Raw genomic sequence first — 19,036 nt, 5'->3', positions numbered from 1 at the left:
AACATTCATTATACTAAAACTTTATCAAAAAAGCTATTTTCTCGCTTTTTGATTTTGTAAATATGCTACATAATATTTAGCAGCCTCTACAGGATCTGTTTTTTCCATTTGTTTCACTTTAAAGATGATCTCCATCTTTTCAAGTTTTTCCTGATGCCGTCTAAGCGTCTCCAGATGGCCTTGCAACACTTCTTCTGTGTATTCTGGATTAATAAATTCATCCGTCGAAATATCAGTGATAATATTTTTCAACTTTTCATCAGAGAGCCAACTTAGAAATGTTCCGACTGAAGGTTCATTTCCCTTTTCATAATATGCGTATAGTTCATATAAAATCCCTTTATGTTCTTCTGTATGAAAATCTTCTATATGGGATTCCATACGAACAGCTACTTCTGCACTTTGCAACATATGGTAAATAATTTCTCTTTCCGCTCTTTCAAAACCTGTTAACTTCGGTTTTGTTTGAACGACTTGAGACGGTTTAGCAACCTGCTTTATTTGTTTTTGCTGTACCTTTTGTTCTTTGCGATATTGGTGCAATTGATTCAAAAGCGTTTCCATTGAATACGAAAACTCTTGCGACAATGACTTCAAATATGACTCTGCCTGCATCGCATCTTGTAACAACGATAACTCTTTTAAAACACTTTTCACATATTCTTCTTTGCCAGACTCATCTTGCAAATTTTTCCCTAAACGCAAATAATTTATTTTAAAACCAACAAAACTCATACTTGATTTCACAAGATTTTCAAAAGCGGTAGTCCCATATTGTTGCACATATTCATCAGGATCAAGCTTATCTGGCAAGGATGTGACTTTCACTTGGCAACCAACTTTTAGCAATAATTGCCCTGCTTTCATCGTCGCTTCTCGCCCTGCTTTATCACCATCATAGCAAAGAACAACAGTTTCAACGTTACGTCGCAGAAGTTTTGCTTGTTCTTCAGTTAAAGCTGTTCCCATTGTCGCAACAGCTTCTTCCACACCACTTTTTACCGCAGCTAGTACATCGGCATATCCTTCAAAAAGAACCACTTGCCCACGTTTTCTAATAAACGGTCTTGCTTGGTGGAAGTTATACAACAATTTACTTTTGTGAAAAATCGGCGTTTCGGGGCTATTTAAATATTTCGGAGTGTCATCTCCTAACGCCCTTCCACTAAACGCTATCACCTTACCTTGTAACGTATAGATCGGGAACATAACTCTTCCACGGAAGCGATCGTAATGACTACCATCCTTCTCACTTCTTATTAGAAGGCCAGCTTGTTCCATACTAGACAGCGATAAACCTCTTTTTTGTAAAATTTTCGTCGCTGCATCCCAAGCAGGTGATGCATAACCAATTTCAAACTTCTCAATCATCTCTTTCGTAATACCACGGTTTAATAAATATGAAAGTGCTTCATTTCCTTCTTCCGTATTTACTAATAAATGATGATAATACTTTTTCAATAATTCATGAGCTTGTTGCATGATGACAGTGTCATCAGATATCTCTTCTTGTTGTCCTTGCCCTGATGTATACTCTGCAACCGCAATTCCATTTCTTTCGCCTAGCTTTTGAACAGCCTCGGTAAAAGCCAGTCCTTCCATTTTCATTAGAAAGGAAAATACATTTCCACCTTCTCCACATCCGAAGCAATGAAAAATTTGCTTATCAGATGAAACAGAGAATGAAGGAGAATTCTCACCATGAAATGGACAAAGGCCGAAATAGTTACGCCCCTGTTTTCTAAGTTGAACGTATTCACCAATGACTTCTACAATATCGGATGATGTCCGAATCTGTTCAACAACTTCTTCGGGAATTCTGTTCCCCATAACTCCATCTCCGTGTCGTATTTTGTATTCGATATAAATTTAAAAATTCCTTTATAATTCGACAATATTTTTCTAAACTTGTTAGAAAGTGTTGCCGATTACATTGTATAAACGATTTTGAACCTTTCCTATAGGTCCTTTATCTGCATAAATCGCATATACATACTTGCTATATAAAATTGTATACATTTGCTCATCTGTTACAAATGTATCTCTTAGAAACAATACATATACACCTTTTTACAAGAAGAGTAGCAAGCCACATATACTGTTTGATCTTGAGATCTGTAACTTTTTCATGTTGATCCATATAACAATCAACTCCATTTTGTTCAGTATCTACAATGATCCAATTGCCTTGCTATTTCCTTAAAGGATGAGCATATGATGCGACAAACAAAATTCCGACATGAAATTCCGCTCCAACTTGCACAATTTCAGCCTTCACGGGATATACATCTACACCAACTAATATGTTGTTGATGTTTTGCATATTTCTGTATTCTACATCCCTTCTGTGAATCCTTCCATAATGTGCGTTTTCTTGTATAGATTTTGTCGATTTAACGTAATTACATGTCTTTTTCGTAAATCCTATCCCTAGTTTATTCTGAAAAATTAAAGTCTAAACGTAAAATATAGGTTTTTATCACAATTTTTTATTATAATATATTTTCTTCAACTACGCTACATATCCCTTTATTTTTTCATTTTACATTTCAGGATGACAAACTCACATCTTGAATATACTAAAAGACAAAGGAGTATAAGTATAACCATTACACTACAATCTATTACAAAATCCATAGGTATCATATTTCACACGAGCGAAAAAAGCACATTCACCTTTGGTAAATGTGCTAAAACATTTTTTGGTTTTGCACTGCATTCACAATAATATTTGCTGTTTCTTCAATCGCTTTATTCGATACATCGATTACTTGGCAATTTATTTTACTAATTACTTCCTCAAAGTGATCAATTTCTTCTTGAATACGATTAATATTTGCATATGTTGCTCCATCACTTAATCCAAGTGATTTTAATCGTTCTTTTCGAATATGATTTAACTTATCTGGCGTAATTTTCAAACCGAAACATTTTTCTTTTGCCACTTGATATAGTTCTTCAGGTGGGTCAACTTCTGGTACGAGTGGTACATTCGCAACTTTCAAGCGTTTGTTATGAGCTAAATATTGGGAAAGTGGTGTTTTTGATGTACGCGAAACACCAATCAACACGATATCTGCTTTTAAAATACCTCGTGCATCTCTGCCGTCATCATACTTCACAGCAAACTCAATCGCTTCAATCTTTTTAAAGTATTCTTCATCTAACCTACGGACAACACCTGGCTCATATCTCGGCACTTGCCCCGTAATTTCTTCAATTTGATCAATAAGAGGGCCGATAATATCGTATGCCTCTACTCCTTCTTTTGCAGCCTCTGTTACTAAATACTGGCGCATATCAGGCTTAACTAACGTAAAACATATAAGTGCTTGATTACTCTTAGCAATCGAAATCACTTCTTTTAATGTCCCTGTATCTTCTACATACGGTACACGTCTAATATCAGGAGCAAACGGGAATTGCCCCATTGCTGCTCGAACAACCAAATCAGCCGTTTCCCCTACAGAGTCAGATACGACATATACGATTTTATTATCCATTACATTACCTCACTTTAAACAAATTACACTTATTCGTTATTTACTAAATTTACAAACGCGCGTGTAATATTTGTTTTTGTAATTCGCCCAATCACTTCTAAACCTTGTTTCGTATCTTTTACAACTGGCATTGCATCAATCTGTCTTTCTATTAATTCCATCGCAATATCATATAAAGAATCCTCTCTACGACACATCGCAATGTTTGGCATCCTTGTCATGATAATATTAACCGGAAGAGAGGTTAAATCCTGCTTTCCTAAGCTCGCTCTTAATAAATCTTTACGAGACACAACACCAACTAATAGAGTCATCTGATCTACAACGAACAATGTACCAACGTCCTCTAAAAACATCGTACAAATTGCATCGTATACGGAAACATTTTTATCAATTACAACCGGTCTAGATTGATAATCTTGTACTTTAATTTTCTTAACAGCTTCAGATAATAGCTGCCCCCCAGTTTTACCCGTATAAAAATAACCTACGCGTGGACGTGCTTCTAAATAACCAGCCATCGTTAAAATTGCTAAGTCTGGTCTTAGCGTCGCACGTGTTAGACCCAATTGCGCTGCAATTGATTCCCCTGTAATAGGACCGTGATCTTTTACAATCTGAATGATATGTTCTTGCCGTTTATTCAGCTCTATGATAATCACCACCTTTAATGCACAACGAAAAAAGTTATACTATCTCTTAAATATTATATACTAAATATGCTATTCGAAAAAGAAAGTATGTAAAAAGGACCGTATACGGCCCAAAATTATATTTGAAACTTATCAAGTTGTTCTAAAAAACGTCTTGATTTCAAATAAATTCCGCAATATTCATCATAATATGTATTCAATACTAAACGCATTTGTTTTTTTGTGCTATCCTTTACCGATACATTTCCGAGCCTATGTAAATCGAAATGGAAGAAAAGACGTAATAATTTATGAACAGCTTCTCCTACCGGTATACGATATGGGTCTTGCTCTGCATGACGTGAGCACAGAAAACCGCCTTCCCTGACGGAGAAGGCGACAAAGTCTGTTTCTTGATGACAAATCGCACATGTATCAAAGTACGGGCGCATCCCTAATACCGGAAGCATTTTCGTTTGATAAATTAATGATAATACTTCTGAATCAACACCCTCACACATATAATGCAACGTTTGATATAACATTTCAAATAAATACGGATTATGTTTTTTATCTTCTGTTGCTTTATCAGTTAACTCAACAATAAATGATGCATAAGCAGTTAAAAATATATCCTCGCGAATTTCTTTCATAGTTGAAATAATCTCGCCTTGTTGCAATGTTCCAAGCCCAGATCCCATTTGAATAAGAAAATGGCCATGTGTCATTAGTTGCGACACAGATGCTAACCGGCTTTTCGGCTTTTTTGCCCCTCTTGCCATTGCACTTATCTTACCAAGTTCTCTTGAGAATATTGTAACAATCTTGTTCGTTTCTCCGTAATCTGTCGTACGGATAACGATGCCCTCAACTTTTTGAAACATGTTCGTCACCATCCAAGGTTTGAACAAAACGGGTCAAGAAATTGGAGAGTCTAGATGCGCTAGCTCCTCTTCATGTTGATCCATCTCATCGTTTACGTCTTTTTCCATTTCTTTCAAAAGCAAGTACGTTTCAATGCTTCCTGTTTTGGAGAAAAACTTCCAGGTAAAATCTAGCATAAGAATCCACCTTTCTCAATAAGCGTAGCCTATAAACCAATTTCCTTTGTTGTTATTAAATTGACCCATTTTGTCCATTTTCATGTGAGAAAAATTTTTCCTAATTTATCAAAGTTCATAAAAACCAATAATCAGCGGATGAACCAACCATCCACTGATTACAACTTTACTCTATTTTAGTACTCATCCTCGCGGAAACCTAGGTCACGAAGCTGAGACATTTTATTACGCCAATCTTTTTGCACTTTTACCCATACTTCTAAAAATACTTTAGAACCAAGTAGCGCTTCAATATCAAAACGAGCTCGCTTACCAACTTCTTTTAACATTTTTCCTTGTTTTCCGATGATGATTCCTTTTTGTGATGCACGTTCAACAACAATCGTTGCATTTATATAAACTGCCCCGCCCTCACGCTTTTGAATCGCATCGATAACAACAGCCACAGAATGCGGTACTTCTTCACGTGTTAAATGTAGTACTTTCTCACGAATAAGCTCTGCAATAATAAATCTCTCCGGATGATCCGTCACTTGATTCTCTGGATAGTATTGTGGTCCTTCTGGTAAATACTTTTTAATTGTTCCAATTAAAGCGTCCACATTATTACCGTCTAACGCAGAAATTGGTACGATCTCTGCAAACTCATGTAGTTTACGATATTGATCAATTAACTCTAGTAATTGCTCTGGATGAAGTTGGTCAATTTTATTAATGACTAAAAATACTGGTTGTTTCGTTTCTTTTAATTTCTCAATGATGAATTCCTCACCACGACCAAATCCTTCAACTGCATTAACCATAAACAGAACAATATCCACTTCTTTTAATGTCGTTTGCGCCATCTTTACCATGAAGTCGCCTAATTTATGTTTAGGTTTATGTATTCCTGGTGTATCAATGAAAATAACTTGTGCATCATTTTCTGTATATACACCTTGAATTTTATTACGAGTCGTTTGTGGCTTATCACTCATAATAGCAATTTTCTGGCCGATAATACGGTTTAAAAATGTAGATTTTCCAACATTCGGTCTGCCAATAATAGAGACAAAACCTGATTTATAACCTTTTCTATTCATGTAAATCCTCCGCTAAAAATGCTCCTGGTAACAATTCTCCGACTGTCGTCTCTTGAACGTCACCATGTAAGTTTGATAAGTATACTTTCGTATCCTGTTTACATAATTCTACCATAACTTGTCGACATGCTCCACAAGGAGGTACTGGGCGCTTTGTATCTGCTACAACCGCAATGGCTACAAATTCTTTATCTCCTTCAGAAACCGCCTTAAATAAAGCCGTTCTTTCAGCACAATTACATAAGCCATATGATGCATTCTCAACATTACATCCACGATATACTTTTCCACCGCGCGTTAATAATGCTGCACCCACTTGAAATTTAGAATATGGTACGTACGCTTGTTTACGCGCTTCGATTGCTTCTAGAATTAATTGTTTACTATTCATATTCCCGCATCCTTCCTGTTCACAGCTATGAAGAGATACACTCTCTCATTAAAGGCCCTTACAGCACTTCCAAAGCTTAATAAAAGCTTCGGAATGCAACTATACCATATACGGTAAAAAGATAATAGCACCAATTATAACAGCTATAATTGCAAACAATAAAACCGCTCCTGCCGCAACATCCTTTGCAATTTTTGCAAACGGATGAATATCGGCAGTCGCTAAATCTACCGTTTTTTCCACAGCCGTATTTACCATCTCTAAACTCATTACACTCCCTATTACAATAAGTAATATCATCCACTCTATTTTCGTAATATGGAAATAAAAGCCGCAGCATATAACAATGACTGCGGCTAAATAATGGATTTTCATATTTCGTTCATGACGAAAACAAAAGAATATACCAGCTATAGCATATCCAAAACTATCTATAAGTTTTCCTTTTTTCATCGTCCTAATCCAAAAGCTTCTAAAATTTCTTTTTGTCTTCCGAACATTTCTTTTTCATCATCTTCAGTCATGTGATCATAACCAAGTAAATGTAAAAAGCCATGCAACGCCAAAAATCCAAGTTCACGATCGAAAGAATGTCCGTACTCTTCAGCTTGCTCTTTCGCCCTCGGAATAGAGATAATAAGATCACCTAACATGCGCGGCATCTCTGCACCAACAATCTCCATTTCTCCTTCTCCCATCTCTTCCATGGCAAAGGATATTACATCTGTAGGTTGATCTTTATCTCGGTAATCACGATTAATTTCTCTAATGCGCTCATTATCTACAAATGTCACCGATACCTCCGCACCATCCTCGATATTTTCCATTTGAGCTGCTTTTTCTAGCACTTCACGAATTAAACTCATATACTCTTCTTTTACTTCTTCTGTTTCATCAATAAAATCAATTAACAAACTCATTCTTTCTCCTTTTCTTCCGGAGGTTCCGGATATGTAATACGCGAATGGAAAATACCATTTAACGTTTCACACAACGTTTTTCCAACGATTTGTAGTTCCTTAAACGTCAAATCACATTCACTAAATTGACCGTCTTGCAGTCGATCTTTAATAATACTTTGCACCAAATTATTAATTTGTTCTGGCGTTGGGTGATTCATAGAACGTACCGCAGCTTCTACACTATCAGCAATACCAACAATTGCCGATTCTTTCGAAGTTGCTTTTGAACCTGGATAACGGAACATCTCTTCTGTATATTTTTCTTTATCTTCTTTAATAGCTTTATAATAAAAATATTTCAGTAACGTTGTACCGTGATGTTGCCCAGCGATATCAATAATTTCTTGTGGAATATGATATTCTTCGAGCATTCTTACTCCATCCGTTACGTGAGCAATTATAATATCTTTACTCGTTACAGGATCTAATTTATCATGCGGGTTTTCAATTCCCATTTGGTTTTCAATAAAGAATTGCGGTTGTACTGTTTTTCCTACATCATGATAATATGCCCCTACACGCGCTAATACACCATTTGCCCCGACTGCTTCACAAGCAGCCTCAGAAAGATTCGCTACCATTACACTATGATGATATGTCCCTGGCGCTTCTAACAAAATTCTGCGTAAAAGCGGATGATTTGGACTTGATAGTTCCATAAGCTTCATACTTGATACGATTCCAAGTCCACTTTCTAAATATGGTAAAATCCCCATAGCCAAAACGGATGATATAATCCCTGAAAGTGAAGCCATTAATAATTGCGTACCAATTTCAAGAGGCGAAAAATTCCCATTACGTAATAATAAGAGCGCCGCTAATACGACTACATTTAATACAGAAACGAGTATACCAGCTTGTAAAATCATTGTACGACGATTTTTTTCTCGCAAGAAAATACTAACCGATAATGAACTTAACAATACGTAAATCCCTACACTATAATTTAATGTACTCGTTACTCCTTCATTAAACATAATACTTCCGCATACAGAAAAAATCATACTCGTTAAAAAGACAAATCGATCACCAATCATTAGTTTTACAAGTATTGTTCCCATCGCAACTGGGACAACATATGCAATCCCTGCATATTCAAGTTTTTGAAATAAACTAATGATTTTCATTAAGACGATTGTAATAGACAAAATTGTAATATACGCTAAAACATACGGTCTATCTTCTCTTTTTCTCTTTAAAAATAATTCAAATTGTTTATGCATAAAGTATAGTAACACACCAATGAGTACCGCTAATCCAACATAAGGTTGAAAGCCGTTCCCTTTTTCTAACAAACCAACTAATTTCAACTGATTATACACATCACTTGAAATTGTTTCACCTTCTCTAACAAGAACTTGCCCTTGAAGAATATAAACAGGTGGAACTAAATCTTCCTCTGCTTTTCTCTTCTCTTTCGTTAAGGTCGGGTCATAAAAATAGTTCGCTGAAATCGCATATCTTCCTAGCGCCTTAATTGACTCTTTTAAACCATTATCAACATTAACACTATTCATCTCACTTACATATCGTTCTTTCGCATCTTTCAATTCGTCCATTTTAATATGCTCAGTCATGATACTATTAATCGCTGTGACCGCAGCATCTTTCGCTAATACTAATTGGCTCGAATCTGCATTAATCAAATTTAGTAAGTTTGAATCAGATAATTCTTTCGTTAAGTCAGTAGGTAGTTTCTTTTTTAACTTGTCCACTTTCTCAGCATCAGTCATCTTTTTTTGATCATCCGGTCCAACAGCTTTAATCTCTTGCACCACTTCATCTACTTTAGCAAAGACGTCATTCACAATATCAACTTTATTTTGTTTATACTCACTTTTATATGTATATTGATCTTCAACTTTTGTAGCGGCTTCTTTTTTCTTTTTATCCGTTGTAACTTTATCTTCAATTTTTATAGGAGAATGGATTGTCTTTTTCGCAATAGAATACATGTTAACATCTAATTGCTCTGGTTTTACATTATTCATAAGCGCAAAAAACAGCACTGCTCCTAATACAACGTAAGAAATCCAACTTAGTTTTTTCGAATGTTGTAAATTACGAAACCACTTAGAAATTTCTTGAGATCTTGACATGATTTCAATACCTTCTCCTCTCCAGAAATAAAGTGAAACTATTTATAGCTTTCATTTCTTCTACCCAACGATACTTTGAGGCAACATTTTATACCAGTACCTATAGTTTATTTTCCTTATCTTTCATGATAGTAAAAAATACGACGTTCGCCAACCTTATCATACAAAAAGAAATGATCCTGACAAATAGGATCATTCCATTTTATCATATGCCTCAATAATACGTTGCACCAATGGATGTCTCACAACGTCCGTTTGTTCTAATGTAATAAATGACAGACCTGATACACCAGATAAAATATTAGCAGCTATAGATAGCCCTGATTTTACCCCTTTCGGCAAGTCTACTTGTGAAGGATCTCCTGTAATAACCATTTTAGAACTAAAACCTAATCTTGTTAAAAACATTTTTATTTGAGCACCCGTTGTATTTTGAGCCTCATCTAAAATAACAAATGAATCATCAAGCGTACGTCCCCTCATATAAGCAAGCGGCGCGATTTCAATTACTCCTCGCTCCATCATACGCTGCGTATATTCTTGTCCAAGAATATCATGTAAGGCATCATATAATGGACGTAAGTATGGATCCACCTTCTCTTTCAAATCCCCTGGTAAAAAACCTAAATTTTCTCCAGCTTCTACAGCAGGTCTTGTTAAAATAATTTTCTTTACATATCCTTGTTTTAAAGCCCTCACAGCCATTACTACAGCTAAGTATGTTTTTCCAGTTCCTGCAGGCCCTATCCCAAAGACAATATCATTCTTCTTCATCGCATGAATATATCGTCTTTGCCCCATTGTTTTTACACGAATGGATTTACCTTTTGCAGTCTTGAAAATTTCTTCTTCATATAACTCTTCAAATTGAGCAATTTTCCCTTGTTGTGCGAGCTGAATTGCATACGCAACATCTCTCTCTGAAATTGATATACTTTTACGAATTACAACAAGTAATTGCTGTAAGATTTTTTCTACGAGTGTCACCGTTTCAACTGCCCCAGATACATGAACAGTTTCTCCTCTAGTTACGATCGATACATTCAGTTCTCGTTCAATTACTTTTAAATGCGCATCATTGACTCCAAAAAGAGCGATTGCTTCGTTAGTATTTTCCAATTGTTGGTTCATTTCTACTAATTGTTCTGCCATTACTCAGTCTCCTTGAATATCGGATTCGGATATTGGTTGTGGCTCTGCAATATTTTCAACCACAGTATAATGCAATGTGACTTTTAGTTGATCCCCCTCAACCTTTTTACTCAAAATCTTATCACTTACAATCATAGCATGTTCATCCAATTTTTTCTTTAGTTCTTTTTCAGCCATCTCTTTCGCTACTTTCAGCGCTTGCTTTTCTGTATATTCTCGATTCGCTTCTTCCTCTTCTCTTACAACATCTTTTTCATATGCAATCGGCAGTGTAAAACCAAATAATTTCACATCATGCTTTACACTTTCAGTACGAGAGCGTTTATACTTATCATGTTGAAATCCCCATATTTTTATTTTCATATCCCAAAATTTAAGAAAATGTTCATTATATACATTACCAGTATACACTTGGAATTGCGTCTTTAGTGGGACATCTACCTTAGACGTATACCACGTTTCGCCATACACAATACCTTTCGCTGAAACAATCGTCGGACTTTCCTCATTACCATATATTCCCGATACGAGAATCTGCCCTTTTTCTACATGATCATTTTTCAGTACAACCGGCTTTCCAACTTCTACAAACGTTTTTGTAATAATCGCTTCTTTTTTTGCTACTAAATTTTGCGGCCTTTGTTCCTTTTCTTTTTTCGGTTCGTTTTTTTCAACGATTTTAAAATGATACGTTGTTCCTCTTACTTCTAGTCCCGCCCAAGTAATGGCATTAATATTATCTGTCAAATGGCGTTGTACATCTTCTACATTCGGCATTTGAAACTGTAGTTTCCCTTTTTGAATACCCATTTTATCCAATTCTTTCATCAATATATATTCTGTTTCAGGTTTTGCTCCTGAAATTTCAATTTTCCAAACCATATTTGACATTGTAATCACGCCAAAAAAGAAAATTAAAAACCCAATTAAAAATCCACTGTTTTTAATTAAACGCTTATTCCAAAAAGGAAAACCATAACGTCCAATAAAATATAATTTACATTCATTTTTTCTATAAATTGGTTTTATTTTTTTCACATCGCGTAACAACATACAAAAAACTAACGTTTCATCAGCTATCTTCCTAACATCCCAAACTAATAAATTCCTCCGTACACATTCATTAACAAACCGTTCCGCTCCTCTACCTTCAATTCGCACTTTTACATATCCAAGCCACTTTATAAACCATTTATTTTTCATTTACCACCTTCACTACCTTTCTAAAAGTAGATATACCACTTTTCATTTGAAGCATTAAAATAGCTCGTACTAAAATGAAACAGAGTAAAACTGTAATCGATCTCTATCAACGGAACTTTTACAGGATAAAGAAGAAAAACTTCACAAATGGAAGTTTCACTTCAATCACCTTTTTTCTCATTTTCTAAAAATGTTACTTGCTCAATTATCCCTTCGAGCAAAAGCTCCTCTGGAAGAATCGTTTTAATAACAAAGGATTGTCCTTTAATTAGTAATTGACCGTGCTTTAAAAGCAATCGCACTTCTTTATCTGAAAACACTAATAGCCCCCGATGATTTTCTATATAAATATGTATTTGCCCAACAAGAGTAATCCGAGGCAGATCCATTAATACATCCACTGGTAGGTCTACTTGTTTTGTTAACCAATTTTTCATTTGTTCTAATTTCTTCATCTCGAAAGACCCCCTCCTCATCCCATATATATGTATTTCTTCACAAGTGCCTATCGTGTTATAACGACTTCACTAACATAACTATATTCTGTAAGTGTTCATCTCATGTTAATTAAAACAGTCGCTATATGAAATCATATTTATCGGGACAATGATGGATCAGAGGATGTTACCCATAATAATAGAAGTATTAATACAAGAATATGCGCCCCTAGGGGATATCAGTACAAGTTACATTAAGAAATTGAGCCTAGCGAGCAGTTAGAAACTTGAAAAACCCTGTTACAATTTGTTCTGGGTGTGACATACTGACCATAGAATAAGTAGTTGTCATTCATTAGACAAATAAGATAAAATTCGAAAAAGGAAATTGCTCCACTCTGAATTTTGCGGTGTAAGTAAGAATATCTTATAGGTGGTTGTTATATGAATTTCAAAAAAATATTAGGAGTCATTAAAAAACAAAAAAATGAATTAATAAGCGAGGAAATACGAAAGGAAATTGGATTTAGTCAAGAAATTTTAAATGTTATAAAACAAGTTACTAACAGCAGCATCCAGCCCTTTTATGCAACTGATTCAAAATCTAAAATAGCCGGAGTCTCTTTCGTTACCTTTGAGAATTATGCTGAACAGCAAGTTATAAAACTTCAATCTGAGGTTCAGAAGCTTGGATACTTAGCTTTTATTTGCGAAAGAAGTTTTAGTCAAGGAAGTAAGAGTAAGTGTAGAATTGCAATTACACAAGGAAATGGCCAATTTGATATCCTTACAATCCAACAAACAAATGGCGTTAATTACGAAGTTAGCAATATGGATGTTATTTTCAAACTAAGAAAATGGAATGATCGCTATCCTTTTATCATAATCGGTGCAGATCATGACTGGGTTGATGCCATTTTTAGCGTGTTACCTACAGACGAAGAAATGCAATCTTTCGCGCAAGAAATGTATGAATTTTGTCCAGATATAGTGGAACAAGGAATAGAAAGCATTGAGGAGTTAGTCGAAGAAATTAAGAAAACGAAAAAGCTTTTTTTATGGTGGGATTAATCACAACTAAGGCCGTTACCTTTTTTACATACCAGAGGCGTTTCTATCACTTACAGAAACGCTTTTTAAGCAATATAGCGTTTTTCCTTAATAAGAACAATAAAAAAACGTCTCATACGAAATGAGACGTTTTTTTATGCTAATAGCTGGATAACCAACTTATTCACAAGTGATCCGTCTGTTTTACCTTTTACTTTCGGCATAACAGCAGTCATCACCTTACCCATATCTGCTTTAGAAGTCGCACCAACTTCAGAAATAACTTGCTTGATTACATCAACTAGTTCTTCTTCAGTTAATTGCTCTGGCAAATATGCGCTTAAAATCTGAATTTCACTTTGCAGTTTATTAACAAGGTCTTCACGACCAGCTTTTTTAAATTCAAGGAGGGAGTCCTTATACTGTTTTACTTCACGAGCTAAAACTGTTACTTCCTCTTCTTCAGTAAGAGTATGTTGCAGTTTAATACCTTCATTTTGTAAAGCAGCCTTAACCATACGAATAACGGTTAATTTTTCTTTTTGTTTATTCTTCATCGCTTGTTTCATATCATCGTTTAAACGACCGAGAAGACTCATAACTTACACCCTCTCTTAGAATTTACGCTTTCTTGCCGCTTCAGATTTCTTCTTACGTTTTACACTTGGTTTTTCATAAAACTCGCGCTTTCTTGCTTCAGCAAGTGTACCAGTTTTAGAAACCGATCTTTTAAAACGGCGAAGTGCATCCTCCAAAGACTCGTTTTTACGAACGACTGTTTTTGACATTCTCTTTCCCTCCCTCCGAAACATCACACTTACATACTAACTTCAGCATGCAAAAAGAAACACTTCTTCAGCATGTCTTTTACGATTATAATACATTTTATCACTTCAGGTCAACTATTTGGCAGAATAAAAGAAGAATAGAAGCATTTCCTTTTCAAAAGTTATGCAAATAGCTAGTATCCTTCTTTCATGAAGATAACTATATTTTTATCATTTCATCTTTTTTCATACAGGGATGCACGAAACGCCTCCCCACCTTCTAGTACTTAACCTCTTCAAAAATAAAGAAAGCATGCAAACCGTTTCCGGTTGCACGCTCTTTTTATGCGCTTGCTGATTCTTTTTTCACATCATCTTCAAGAACACGAACAAATTGTGCTTCGTTATATGGATAACCAGCTTTCGTAATTTTCACTTTCACTAGCTTACCAATTAATTCTTCTGATCCTTCAAATACAATTTTCAAGTAGTTATCTGTATAACCTACATATAACCCTTCACGGTCGCCCTCTTTAAATTGCTCTTCCGGAATAATTTCAAGTACTTCACCTTCAAACGCTGATGCATATTCTTTCGCTAATTGATTAGATAACTCAATTAAACGATGAACACGATCGTTCTTCACATCTTCAGGAACTTGATCTTCCATGCGCGCTGCAGGTGTTCCTGTACGTTTTGAATAAGGGAACACGTGTAACTCAGAGAAGCGGTTCTCTTTAATAAAATTGTATGTTTCCATGAATTCTTCTTCTGTTTCACCTGGGAAACCAACGATTACGTCAGATGTAATTGCAAGGCCTGGTAACGCTTCTTTCAAACGATCTAAACGCTCTTGGAAGAATTCCATCGTATATTTACGACGCATACGTTTTAATACAGTATTAGAGCCAGATTGCAACGGGATATGCAAGTGACGTACAACTACTTCAGATTTATCTAACACTTCAATTACTTCATCTGAAATTTGACTCGCTTCAATAGAAGAAATACGAAGGCGTTTTAATCCGCCTACTTCCGCTTCCATATCACGAAGTAATCCAGCCAAGTTATAATCTTTTATATCTTCGCCGTATCCACCTGTATGAATACCCGTTAATACGATTTCTTTATAGCCTGCATCCACTAATTGTTGTGCTTGTTTAATAACTTCCTTTCCATCACGAGAACGCATTAAACCACGCGCCCAAGGAATGATACAGAATGTACAGAAGTTATTGCAACCCTCTTGTATTTTTAAAGACGCACGTGTACGATCCGTGAAATAAGGTACATCAAGTTCTTCGTACACACGTGTTTTCATAATATTGCGGACAGCATTAATTGGTTGACGCTCTTTACGGAATTCTTCGATGTAACCTAACATCTTTTCACGATCCTGTGTACCAACTACGATATCTACACCTGGAATCGCCATAATTTCAGCTGGAGATGTTTGTGCATAACATCCCGTTACACAAATAACTGCATCTGGATTTTGACGCACAGCACGTCTGATTACTTGACGGCTTTTTTTGTCCCCAGTATTCGTTACTGTACATGTGTTAATAACATATACATCAGCTTTCTTTTCATATTCTGTTCTTTCATAACCACCTTGTTTAAACAATTGCCAAATGGCTTCTGTTTCATAGTGGTTTACTTTACAACCTAACGTATGGAACGCAACAGTTGACATTGATCATCACCCCATCAATTCAAAATGATACGAAGCAGCACTTAACGCGTATAACGGCGCCGTTTCTGTTCTTAAAATTCTTGGTCCTAAACTACATGGTACAAATTTATGTTCACGAAGCGCTGTAATCTCTTCCTCAGCTAAACCGCCTTCTGGGCCAAATACAATCAATAGTTTTTGACCTGGTTTCATTGTCGTTAAAGCTTTCGCAAAATTAGATTTCTCGCCTTGTTTTGCTTCCTCTTCGTAAGCAACAAGACAAACATCATACTCACCACTCATTGAAAGCAATTGCTTAAATGATGCCGGAGCATGTACTTCTGGAATTTCACTTCTATGTGATTGTTCCGCAGCTTCTTTCACAATTTTTCTTAAACGCTCAACTTTTTTATCAGCTTTTTTCGCATCCCATTTTACGATAGAGCGAGATGCTTGAAATGGTAAGAATGCAGCTGCCCCAAGCTCAGTTCCTTTTTGAAAAATCAACTCTAGCTTGTCTCCTTTTGGCAGTCCACTTGCAATCGTCACGAAAACAGGAAGTTCACTTGACGCCTCTACCCATTCTACAATAGCCGTATTAATAAATTCACTGGTAATTTCATCAATTGAACACACTGCTGTTTTTCCGTTTACACAGCAATAAATTTGATCGCCAGCTGTCATACGCATTACTCTCGCAATGTGATGTACATCATCACCTACAATGCGAATTTTTGCTTCACTTACATGTTTTTCTTCTACAAAATAACGTTGCATATAATCACCTTAGTAGAGTTTCGTTCCTTTCGTAAGTCAACACTTACGAAAAGAACGAAACATTATCATTTTTCATATAACAAACGGCAAGTCCCTCACCTTATAGTGAGAGACTCCCCTTTTCATTATAGACTAAAATCTATATTACGCATTTCGTGCAATAATTGCTACCCAATCTTCCATTCGTAACACTTCTTCAATTGTAAATCCAGCTTGTTCTAACGCCTCAGAAATTACTTTTTCCTTCGCAGCAATAATGCCCGATGTAATAAATAATCCACCTGACTTCACAACTCTCGCTGCATCTTCAGGGAATAAAAGAATAATTTCTGCTAATAAGTTAGCTACGATTAAATCAACAGGACCTTCAATACCTTCTAAAAGACTATTTCGCCCAACAGACACGATATCATCTGTTTTATTTAAACGCACATTCATTTCTGCACTTTCAACTGCAACCGGATCTAAATCATATGCTTGAACAGAAGACGCACCTAATTTTGCCGCTGCAATACTAAGCACACCAGAACCTGTTCCTACATCAATGATAGCGTCACCTGGCTGTACTGTTTTTTCTAAAGCACGAATACACATCGTTGTTGTTGGATGAGTTCCTGTACCAAACGCCATACCTGGGTCTAATTCAATGATTTTTTCATCAGGAGAAGATGGTGTATATTCTTCCCACGTCGGTACGATTGTGAATGTATCAGAAATTTGTACTGGATGGTAATATTTTTTCCAAGCAGTAGCCCAATCTTCTTCATTGACTTCGTTAACGGTAATATTTCCAGTACCAATTTCAATGTCGTAAGATGGAAGCACATCAATAGATGATTTTACACCTGCAATCGTTTCATGTAAAGAATCCGTTTGCGGAAAATATGCTTTTATTAATACACCTTCCGCCGGATATTCATCTGGATTCAATGCATAAATTTCACCATATTGTTGCTCGCGCTCTTTCGTTAACTCCGCTGGGTCCTCAATAGCAACTCCACTAGCACCAGCCTCGTGTAAAATATGAGAGACAGCTTCTACTGCTTCTTCTGTTGTATGAATACTAACTTCTGACCATTTCACAATTTACCAACTCCATTTTTTATTTCCATTATTCCCCTTTGAAAGCACGTTTAAGCTTTCCAAACAAACTATCATCCTGCTCTTCTTGCCCTGCAAATTCACGTAATAAATCTTTTTGATGTGAAGTCAATTTCGTCGGTACAACAACGCGAACGACTACATATTGATCTCCTTGACCGTATCCACGTACGTTCGGAGCACCTTTTCCTTTTAAGCGGAATTCTGTTCCAGTTTGTGTTCCTGCTGGGATTTTCAGCTTCACTTTACCATGAACAGTAGGAACTTCCACTTCAGCACCAAGTGCCATTTGTGCAAATGTTAATGGCATTTCGCAAATAATGTGATCTCCTTCACGCTCAAAGAATTCATGACTTCTTACATGAACGACTACATATAAATCTCCTGCTGGTCCACCATTTACGCCAGCTTCACCTTTTCCAGATACACGAATTTGTTGACCATTATCGATACCTGCTGGAATTTTAACATTGATTTTTTTGCGTTTACGAACTTTACCAGAACCGTGACATGTCGTACATTTTTCTTTAATCATTTGCCCAGTACCTGAACAATGACCACAAGCTTGACGGTTCACAATACGACCAAACGGTGTATTTTGTTCTACACTCACTTGACCTGATCCTGAACAATGTTTACATGTTTCTTTTGAAGTTCCTGGTTTTGCACCGCTACCTTTACAAGTATCACATGGATCTTCTACTGGAATTTCCACGTTTAATTCTTTACCAAAAATAGCTTCTTCAAAATCTAAAGTGACTTGATATTGTAAGTCAGCACCTTGGCGCGGAGCATTCGGATCACGACGTCTGCCGCCACCACCGCCAAAGAAAGAACTAAATATATCTTCAAAACCGAAGCCACCGCCGAAGTCTCCTCCGCCGCCAAATCCACCGAAGCCTTGATTTGCACCAGCATGACCAAATTGATCGTACTGCGCACGCTTTTGATCATCACTTAACACTTCGTATGCTTCTTGTACTTCTTTAAACTTTTCAAGCGCATTTTCTTCTTTGCTTACGTCTGGATGGTATTTTTTAGCCAAACGACGATACGCTTTTTTAATTTCATCTGTTGAAGCGCCCTTGCTAAGTCCAAGGACCTCATAATAGTCTCGTTTACTCATAAATTTGCAACCCCCGAA

General features: G+C 36.2%; 21 protein-coding genes. 1 reads left to right on the top strand and 20 read right to left on the bottom strand.

What is annotated here, in order from left to right:
- Positions 1-33 precede the first annotated feature (33 nt).
- The 14 genes from dnaG to yqfC all read right to left on the bottom strand — a co-directional run bounded on the left by dnaG (position 34) and on the right by yqfC (position 12,540).
- Entirely contained in the window at positions 34-1,830 is a 1,797-nt protein-coding gene (dnaG, locus tag RT27_RS11825) for a DNA primase (RefSeq protein ID WP_043936251.1), read from the bottom strand.
- A gap of 81 nt (positions 1,831-1,911) precedes the next feature.
- Positions 1,912-2,055: a hypothetical protein gene (locus tag RT27_RS35215; RefSeq protein ID WP_000479733.1), complete on the bottom strand. Its 144-nt coding sequence runs from the start codon at positions 2,053-2,055 to the stop codon at positions 1,912-1,914.
- Positions 2,056-2,690: 635 nt separating this feature from the next.
- Complete coding sequence (locus RT27_RS11820) at positions 2,691-3,503, bottom strand: pyruvate, water dikinase regulatory protein (protein WP_000368944.1); 813 nt, start codon at positions 3,501-3,503, stop codon at positions 2,691-2,693.
- Positions 3,504-3,532: 29 nt separating this feature from the next.
- Complete coding sequence (locus RT27_RS11815) at positions 3,533-4,165, bottom strand: helix-turn-helix transcriptional regulator (RefSeq protein ID WP_000583756.1); 633 nt, start codon at positions 4,163-4,165, stop codon at positions 3,533-3,535.
- Between the two features lie 107 nt (positions 4,166-4,272).
- Entirely contained in the window at positions 4,273-5,019 is a 747-nt protein-coding gene (recO, locus tag RT27_RS11810; protein ID WP_000487007.1) for a DNA repair protein RecO, read from the bottom strand.
- A gap of 33 nt (positions 5,020-5,052) precedes the next feature.
- The gene (locus RT27_RS32405; protein WP_000883924.1) at positions 5,053-5,196 is read right to left on the bottom strand and encodes a YqzL family protein; all 144 of its coding nucleotides are present in this window, start codon (positions 5,194-5,196) and stop codon (positions 5,053-5,055) included.
- 176 nt (positions 5,197-5,372) lie between these two features.
- On the bottom strand, positions 5,373-6,278 hold the full coding sequence (era, locus tag RT27_RS11805) for a GTPase Era (protein ID WP_001080230.1): 906 nt from the start codon (positions 6,276-6,278) through the stop codon (positions 5,373-5,375).
- On the bottom strand, positions 6,271-6,669 hold the full coding sequence (locus RT27_RS11800) for a cytidine deaminase (protein ID WP_001086285.1): 399 nt from the start codon (positions 6,667-6,669) through the stop codon (positions 6,271-6,273). Before RT27_RS11800 ends, era begins: the two co-directional genes overlap by 8 nt.
- Positions 6,670-6,768: 99 nt before the next feature.
- Positions 6,769-7,122: a diacylglycerol kinase family protein gene (locus tag RT27_RS11795; protein ID WP_000715464.1), complete on the bottom strand. Its 354-nt coding sequence runs from the start codon at positions 7,120-7,122 to the stop codon at positions 6,769-6,771.
- Positions 7,119-7,589 (bottom strand): rRNA maturation RNase YbeY, encoded by a 471-nt coding sequence (gene ybeY, locus RT27_RS11790; RefSeq protein ID WP_016080260.1) that lies wholly within the window; start codon positions 7,587-7,589, stop codon positions 7,119-7,121. Before ybeY ends, RT27_RS11795 begins: the two co-directional genes overlap by 4 nt.
- Positions 7,586-9,730, bottom strand: a complete 2,145-nt coding sequence (locus tag RT27_RS11785) for an HD family phosphohydrolase (protein WP_029443317.1) — start codon at positions 9,728-9,730, stop codon at positions 7,586-7,588. Before RT27_RS11785 ends, ybeY begins: the two co-directional genes overlap by 4 nt.
- 192 nt (positions 9,731-9,922) lie before the next feature.
- Positions 9,923-10,882, bottom strand: coding sequence for a PhoH family protein (locus tag RT27_RS11780; RefSeq protein ID WP_000840520.1), 960 nt, complete (start codon positions 10,880-10,882; stop codon positions 9,923-9,925).
- A 3-nt stretch (positions 10,883-10,885) separates the two neighbouring features.
- Positions 10,886-12,085: a sporulation protein YqfD gene (gene yqfD / locus RT27_RS11775; RefSeq protein WP_043936249.1), complete on the bottom strand. Its 1,200-nt coding sequence runs from the start codon at positions 12,083-12,085 to the stop codon at positions 10,886-10,888.
- A 161-nt stretch (positions 12,086-12,246) separates the two neighbouring features.
- Positions 12,247-12,540, bottom strand: a complete 294-nt coding sequence (gene yqfC, locus RT27_RS11770; protein WP_000732269.1) for a sporulation protein YqfC — start codon at positions 12,538-12,540, stop codon at positions 12,247-12,249.
- Positions 12,541-12,966: 426 nt separating this feature from the next.
- On the opposite strand from yqfC, the gene RT27_RS11765 reads away from it, so the two are divergent.
- Positions 12,967-13,593 carry a DUF4253 domain-containing protein gene (locus tag RT27_RS11765; RefSeq protein ID WP_043936247.1) on the top strand — a complete coding sequence of 209 codons (627 nt, stop codon included), beginning with the start codon at positions 12,967-12,969 and terminating at the stop codon, positions 13,591-13,593.
- 134 nt (positions 13,594-13,727) lie between these two features.
- On the opposite strand, the gene RT27_RS11760 is transcribed toward RT27_RS11765, so the two are convergent.
- The 6 genes from RT27_RS11760 to dnaJ form a co-directional block, all read right to left on the bottom strand.
- Complete coding sequence (locus RT27_RS11760) at positions 13,728-14,171, bottom strand: GatB/YqeY domain-containing protein (protein WP_000054582.1); 444 nt, start codon at positions 14,169-14,171, stop codon at positions 13,728-13,730.
- Between the two features lie 15 nt (positions 14,172-14,186).
- Positions 14,187-14,360, bottom strand: a complete 174-nt coding sequence (rpsU, locus tag RT27_RS11755) for a 30S ribosomal protein S21 (RefSeq protein WP_000048061.1) — start codon at positions 14,358-14,360, stop codon at positions 14,187-14,189.
- A 322-nt stretch (positions 14,361-14,682) separates the two neighbouring features.
- Positions 14,683-16,035, bottom strand: a complete 1,353-nt coding sequence (mtaB, locus tag RT27_RS11750) for a tRNA (N(6)-L-threonylcarbamoyladenosine(37)-C(2))-methylthiotransferase MtaB (RefSeq protein WP_000108680.1) — start codon at positions 16,033-16,035, stop codon at positions 14,683-14,685.
- Positions 16,036-16,041: 6 nt separating this feature from the next.
- Positions 16,042-16,791, bottom strand: coding sequence for a 16S rRNA (uracil(1498)-N(3))-methyltransferase (locus RT27_RS11745; protein ID WP_016080257.1), 750 nt, complete (start codon positions 16,789-16,791; stop codon positions 16,042-16,044).
- Positions 16,792-16,935: 144 nt separating this feature from the next.
- On the bottom strand, positions 16,936-17,874 hold the full coding sequence (gene prmA, locus RT27_RS11740; RefSeq protein ID WP_043936245.1) for a 50S ribosomal protein L11 methyltransferase: 939 nt from the start codon (positions 17,872-17,874) through the stop codon (positions 16,936-16,938).
- Positions 17,875-17,902: 28 nt separating this feature from the next.
- Complete coding sequence (gene dnaJ, locus RT27_RS11735) at positions 17,903-19,018, bottom strand: chaperone protein DnaJ (RefSeq protein ID WP_016080255.1); 1,116 nt, start codon at positions 19,016-19,018, stop codon at positions 17,903-17,905.
- Positions 19,019-19,036 lie beyond the last annotated feature (18 nt).

The sequence above is a fragment of the Bacillus sp. L_1B0_5 genome, assembly GCF_000836715.1.
GTDB classification, from domain to species: Bacteria; Bacillota; Bacilli; order Bacillales; family Bacillaceae_G; genus Bacillus_A; species Bacillus_A thuringiensis_S.
Note: the sequence above shows the minus strand (reverse complement) of the source record. Positions and strands in the feature narration are given on the sequence as shown.

Bases quoted from the DNA above. Each gene is read 5' to 3' on its own strand.
- dnaG (WP_043936251.1), bottom strand. From the start codon at position 1,830: ATGGGGAACAGAATTCCCGAAGAAGTTGTTGAACAGATTCGGACATCA.
- RT27_RS11820 (WP_000368944.1), bottom strand. From the start codon at position 3,503: ATGGATAATAAAATCGTATATGTCGTATCTGACTCTGTAGGGGAAACG.
- recO (WP_000487007.1), bottom strand. From the start codon at position 5,019: ATGTTTCAAAAAGTTGAGGGCATCGTTATCCGTACGACAGATTACGGA.
- RT27_RS32405 (WP_000883924.1), bottom strand. From the start codon at position 5,196: ATGCTAGATTTTACCTGGAAGTTTTTCTCCAAAACAGGAAGCATTGAA.
- era (WP_001080230.1), bottom strand. From the start codon at position 6,278: ATGAATAGAAAAGGTTATAAATCAGGTTTTGTCTCTATTATTGGCAGA.
- RT27_RS11800 (WP_001086285.1), bottom strand. From the start codon at position 6,669: ATGAATAGTAAACAATTAATTCTAGAAGCAATCGAAGCGCGTAAACAA.
- RT27_RS11795 (WP_000715464.1), bottom strand. From the start codon at position 7,122: ATGAAAAAAGGAAAACTTATAGATAGTTTTGGATATGCTATAGCTGGT.
- ybeY (WP_016080260.1), bottom strand. From the start codon at position 7,589: ATGAGTTTGTTAATTGATTTTATTGATGAAACAGAAGAAGTAAAAGAA.
- RT27_RS11785 (WP_029443317.1), bottom strand. From the start codon at position 9,730: ATGTCAAGATCTCAAGAAATTTCTAAGTGGTTTCGTAATTTACAACAT.
- RT27_RS11780 (WP_000840520.1), bottom strand. From the start codon at position 10,882: ATGGCAGAACAATTAGTAGAAATGAACCAACAATTGGAAAATACTAAC.
- yqfD (WP_043936249.1), bottom strand. From the start codon at position 12,085: ATGAAAAATAAATGGTTTATAAAGTGGCTTGGATATGTAAAAGTGCGA.
- yqfC (WP_000732269.1), bottom strand. From the start codon at position 12,540: ATGAAGAAATTAGAACAAATGAAAAATTGGTTAACAAAACAAGTAGAC.
- RT27_RS11765 (WP_043936247.1), top strand. From the start codon at position 12,967: ATGAATTTCAAAAAAATATTAGGAGTCATTAAAAAACAAAAAAATGAA.
- RT27_RS11760 (WP_000054582.1), bottom strand. From the start codon at position 14,171: ATGAGTCTTCTCGGTCGTTTAAACGATGATATGAAACAAGCGATGAAG.
- rpsU (WP_000048061.1), bottom strand. From the start codon at position 14,360: ATGTCAAAAACAGTCGTTCGTAAAAACGAGTCTTTGGAGGATGCACTT.
- mtaB (WP_000108680.1), bottom strand. From the start codon at position 16,035: ATGTCAACTGTTGCGTTCCATACGTTAGGTTGTAAAGTAAACCACTAT.
- RT27_RS11745 (WP_016080257.1), bottom strand. From the start codon at position 16,791: ATGCAACGTTATTTTGTAGAAGAAAAACATGTAAGTGAAGCAAAAATT.
- dnaJ (WP_016080255.1), bottom strand. From the start codon at position 19,018: ATGAGTAAACGAGACTATTATGAGGTCCTTGGACTTAGCAAGGGCGCT.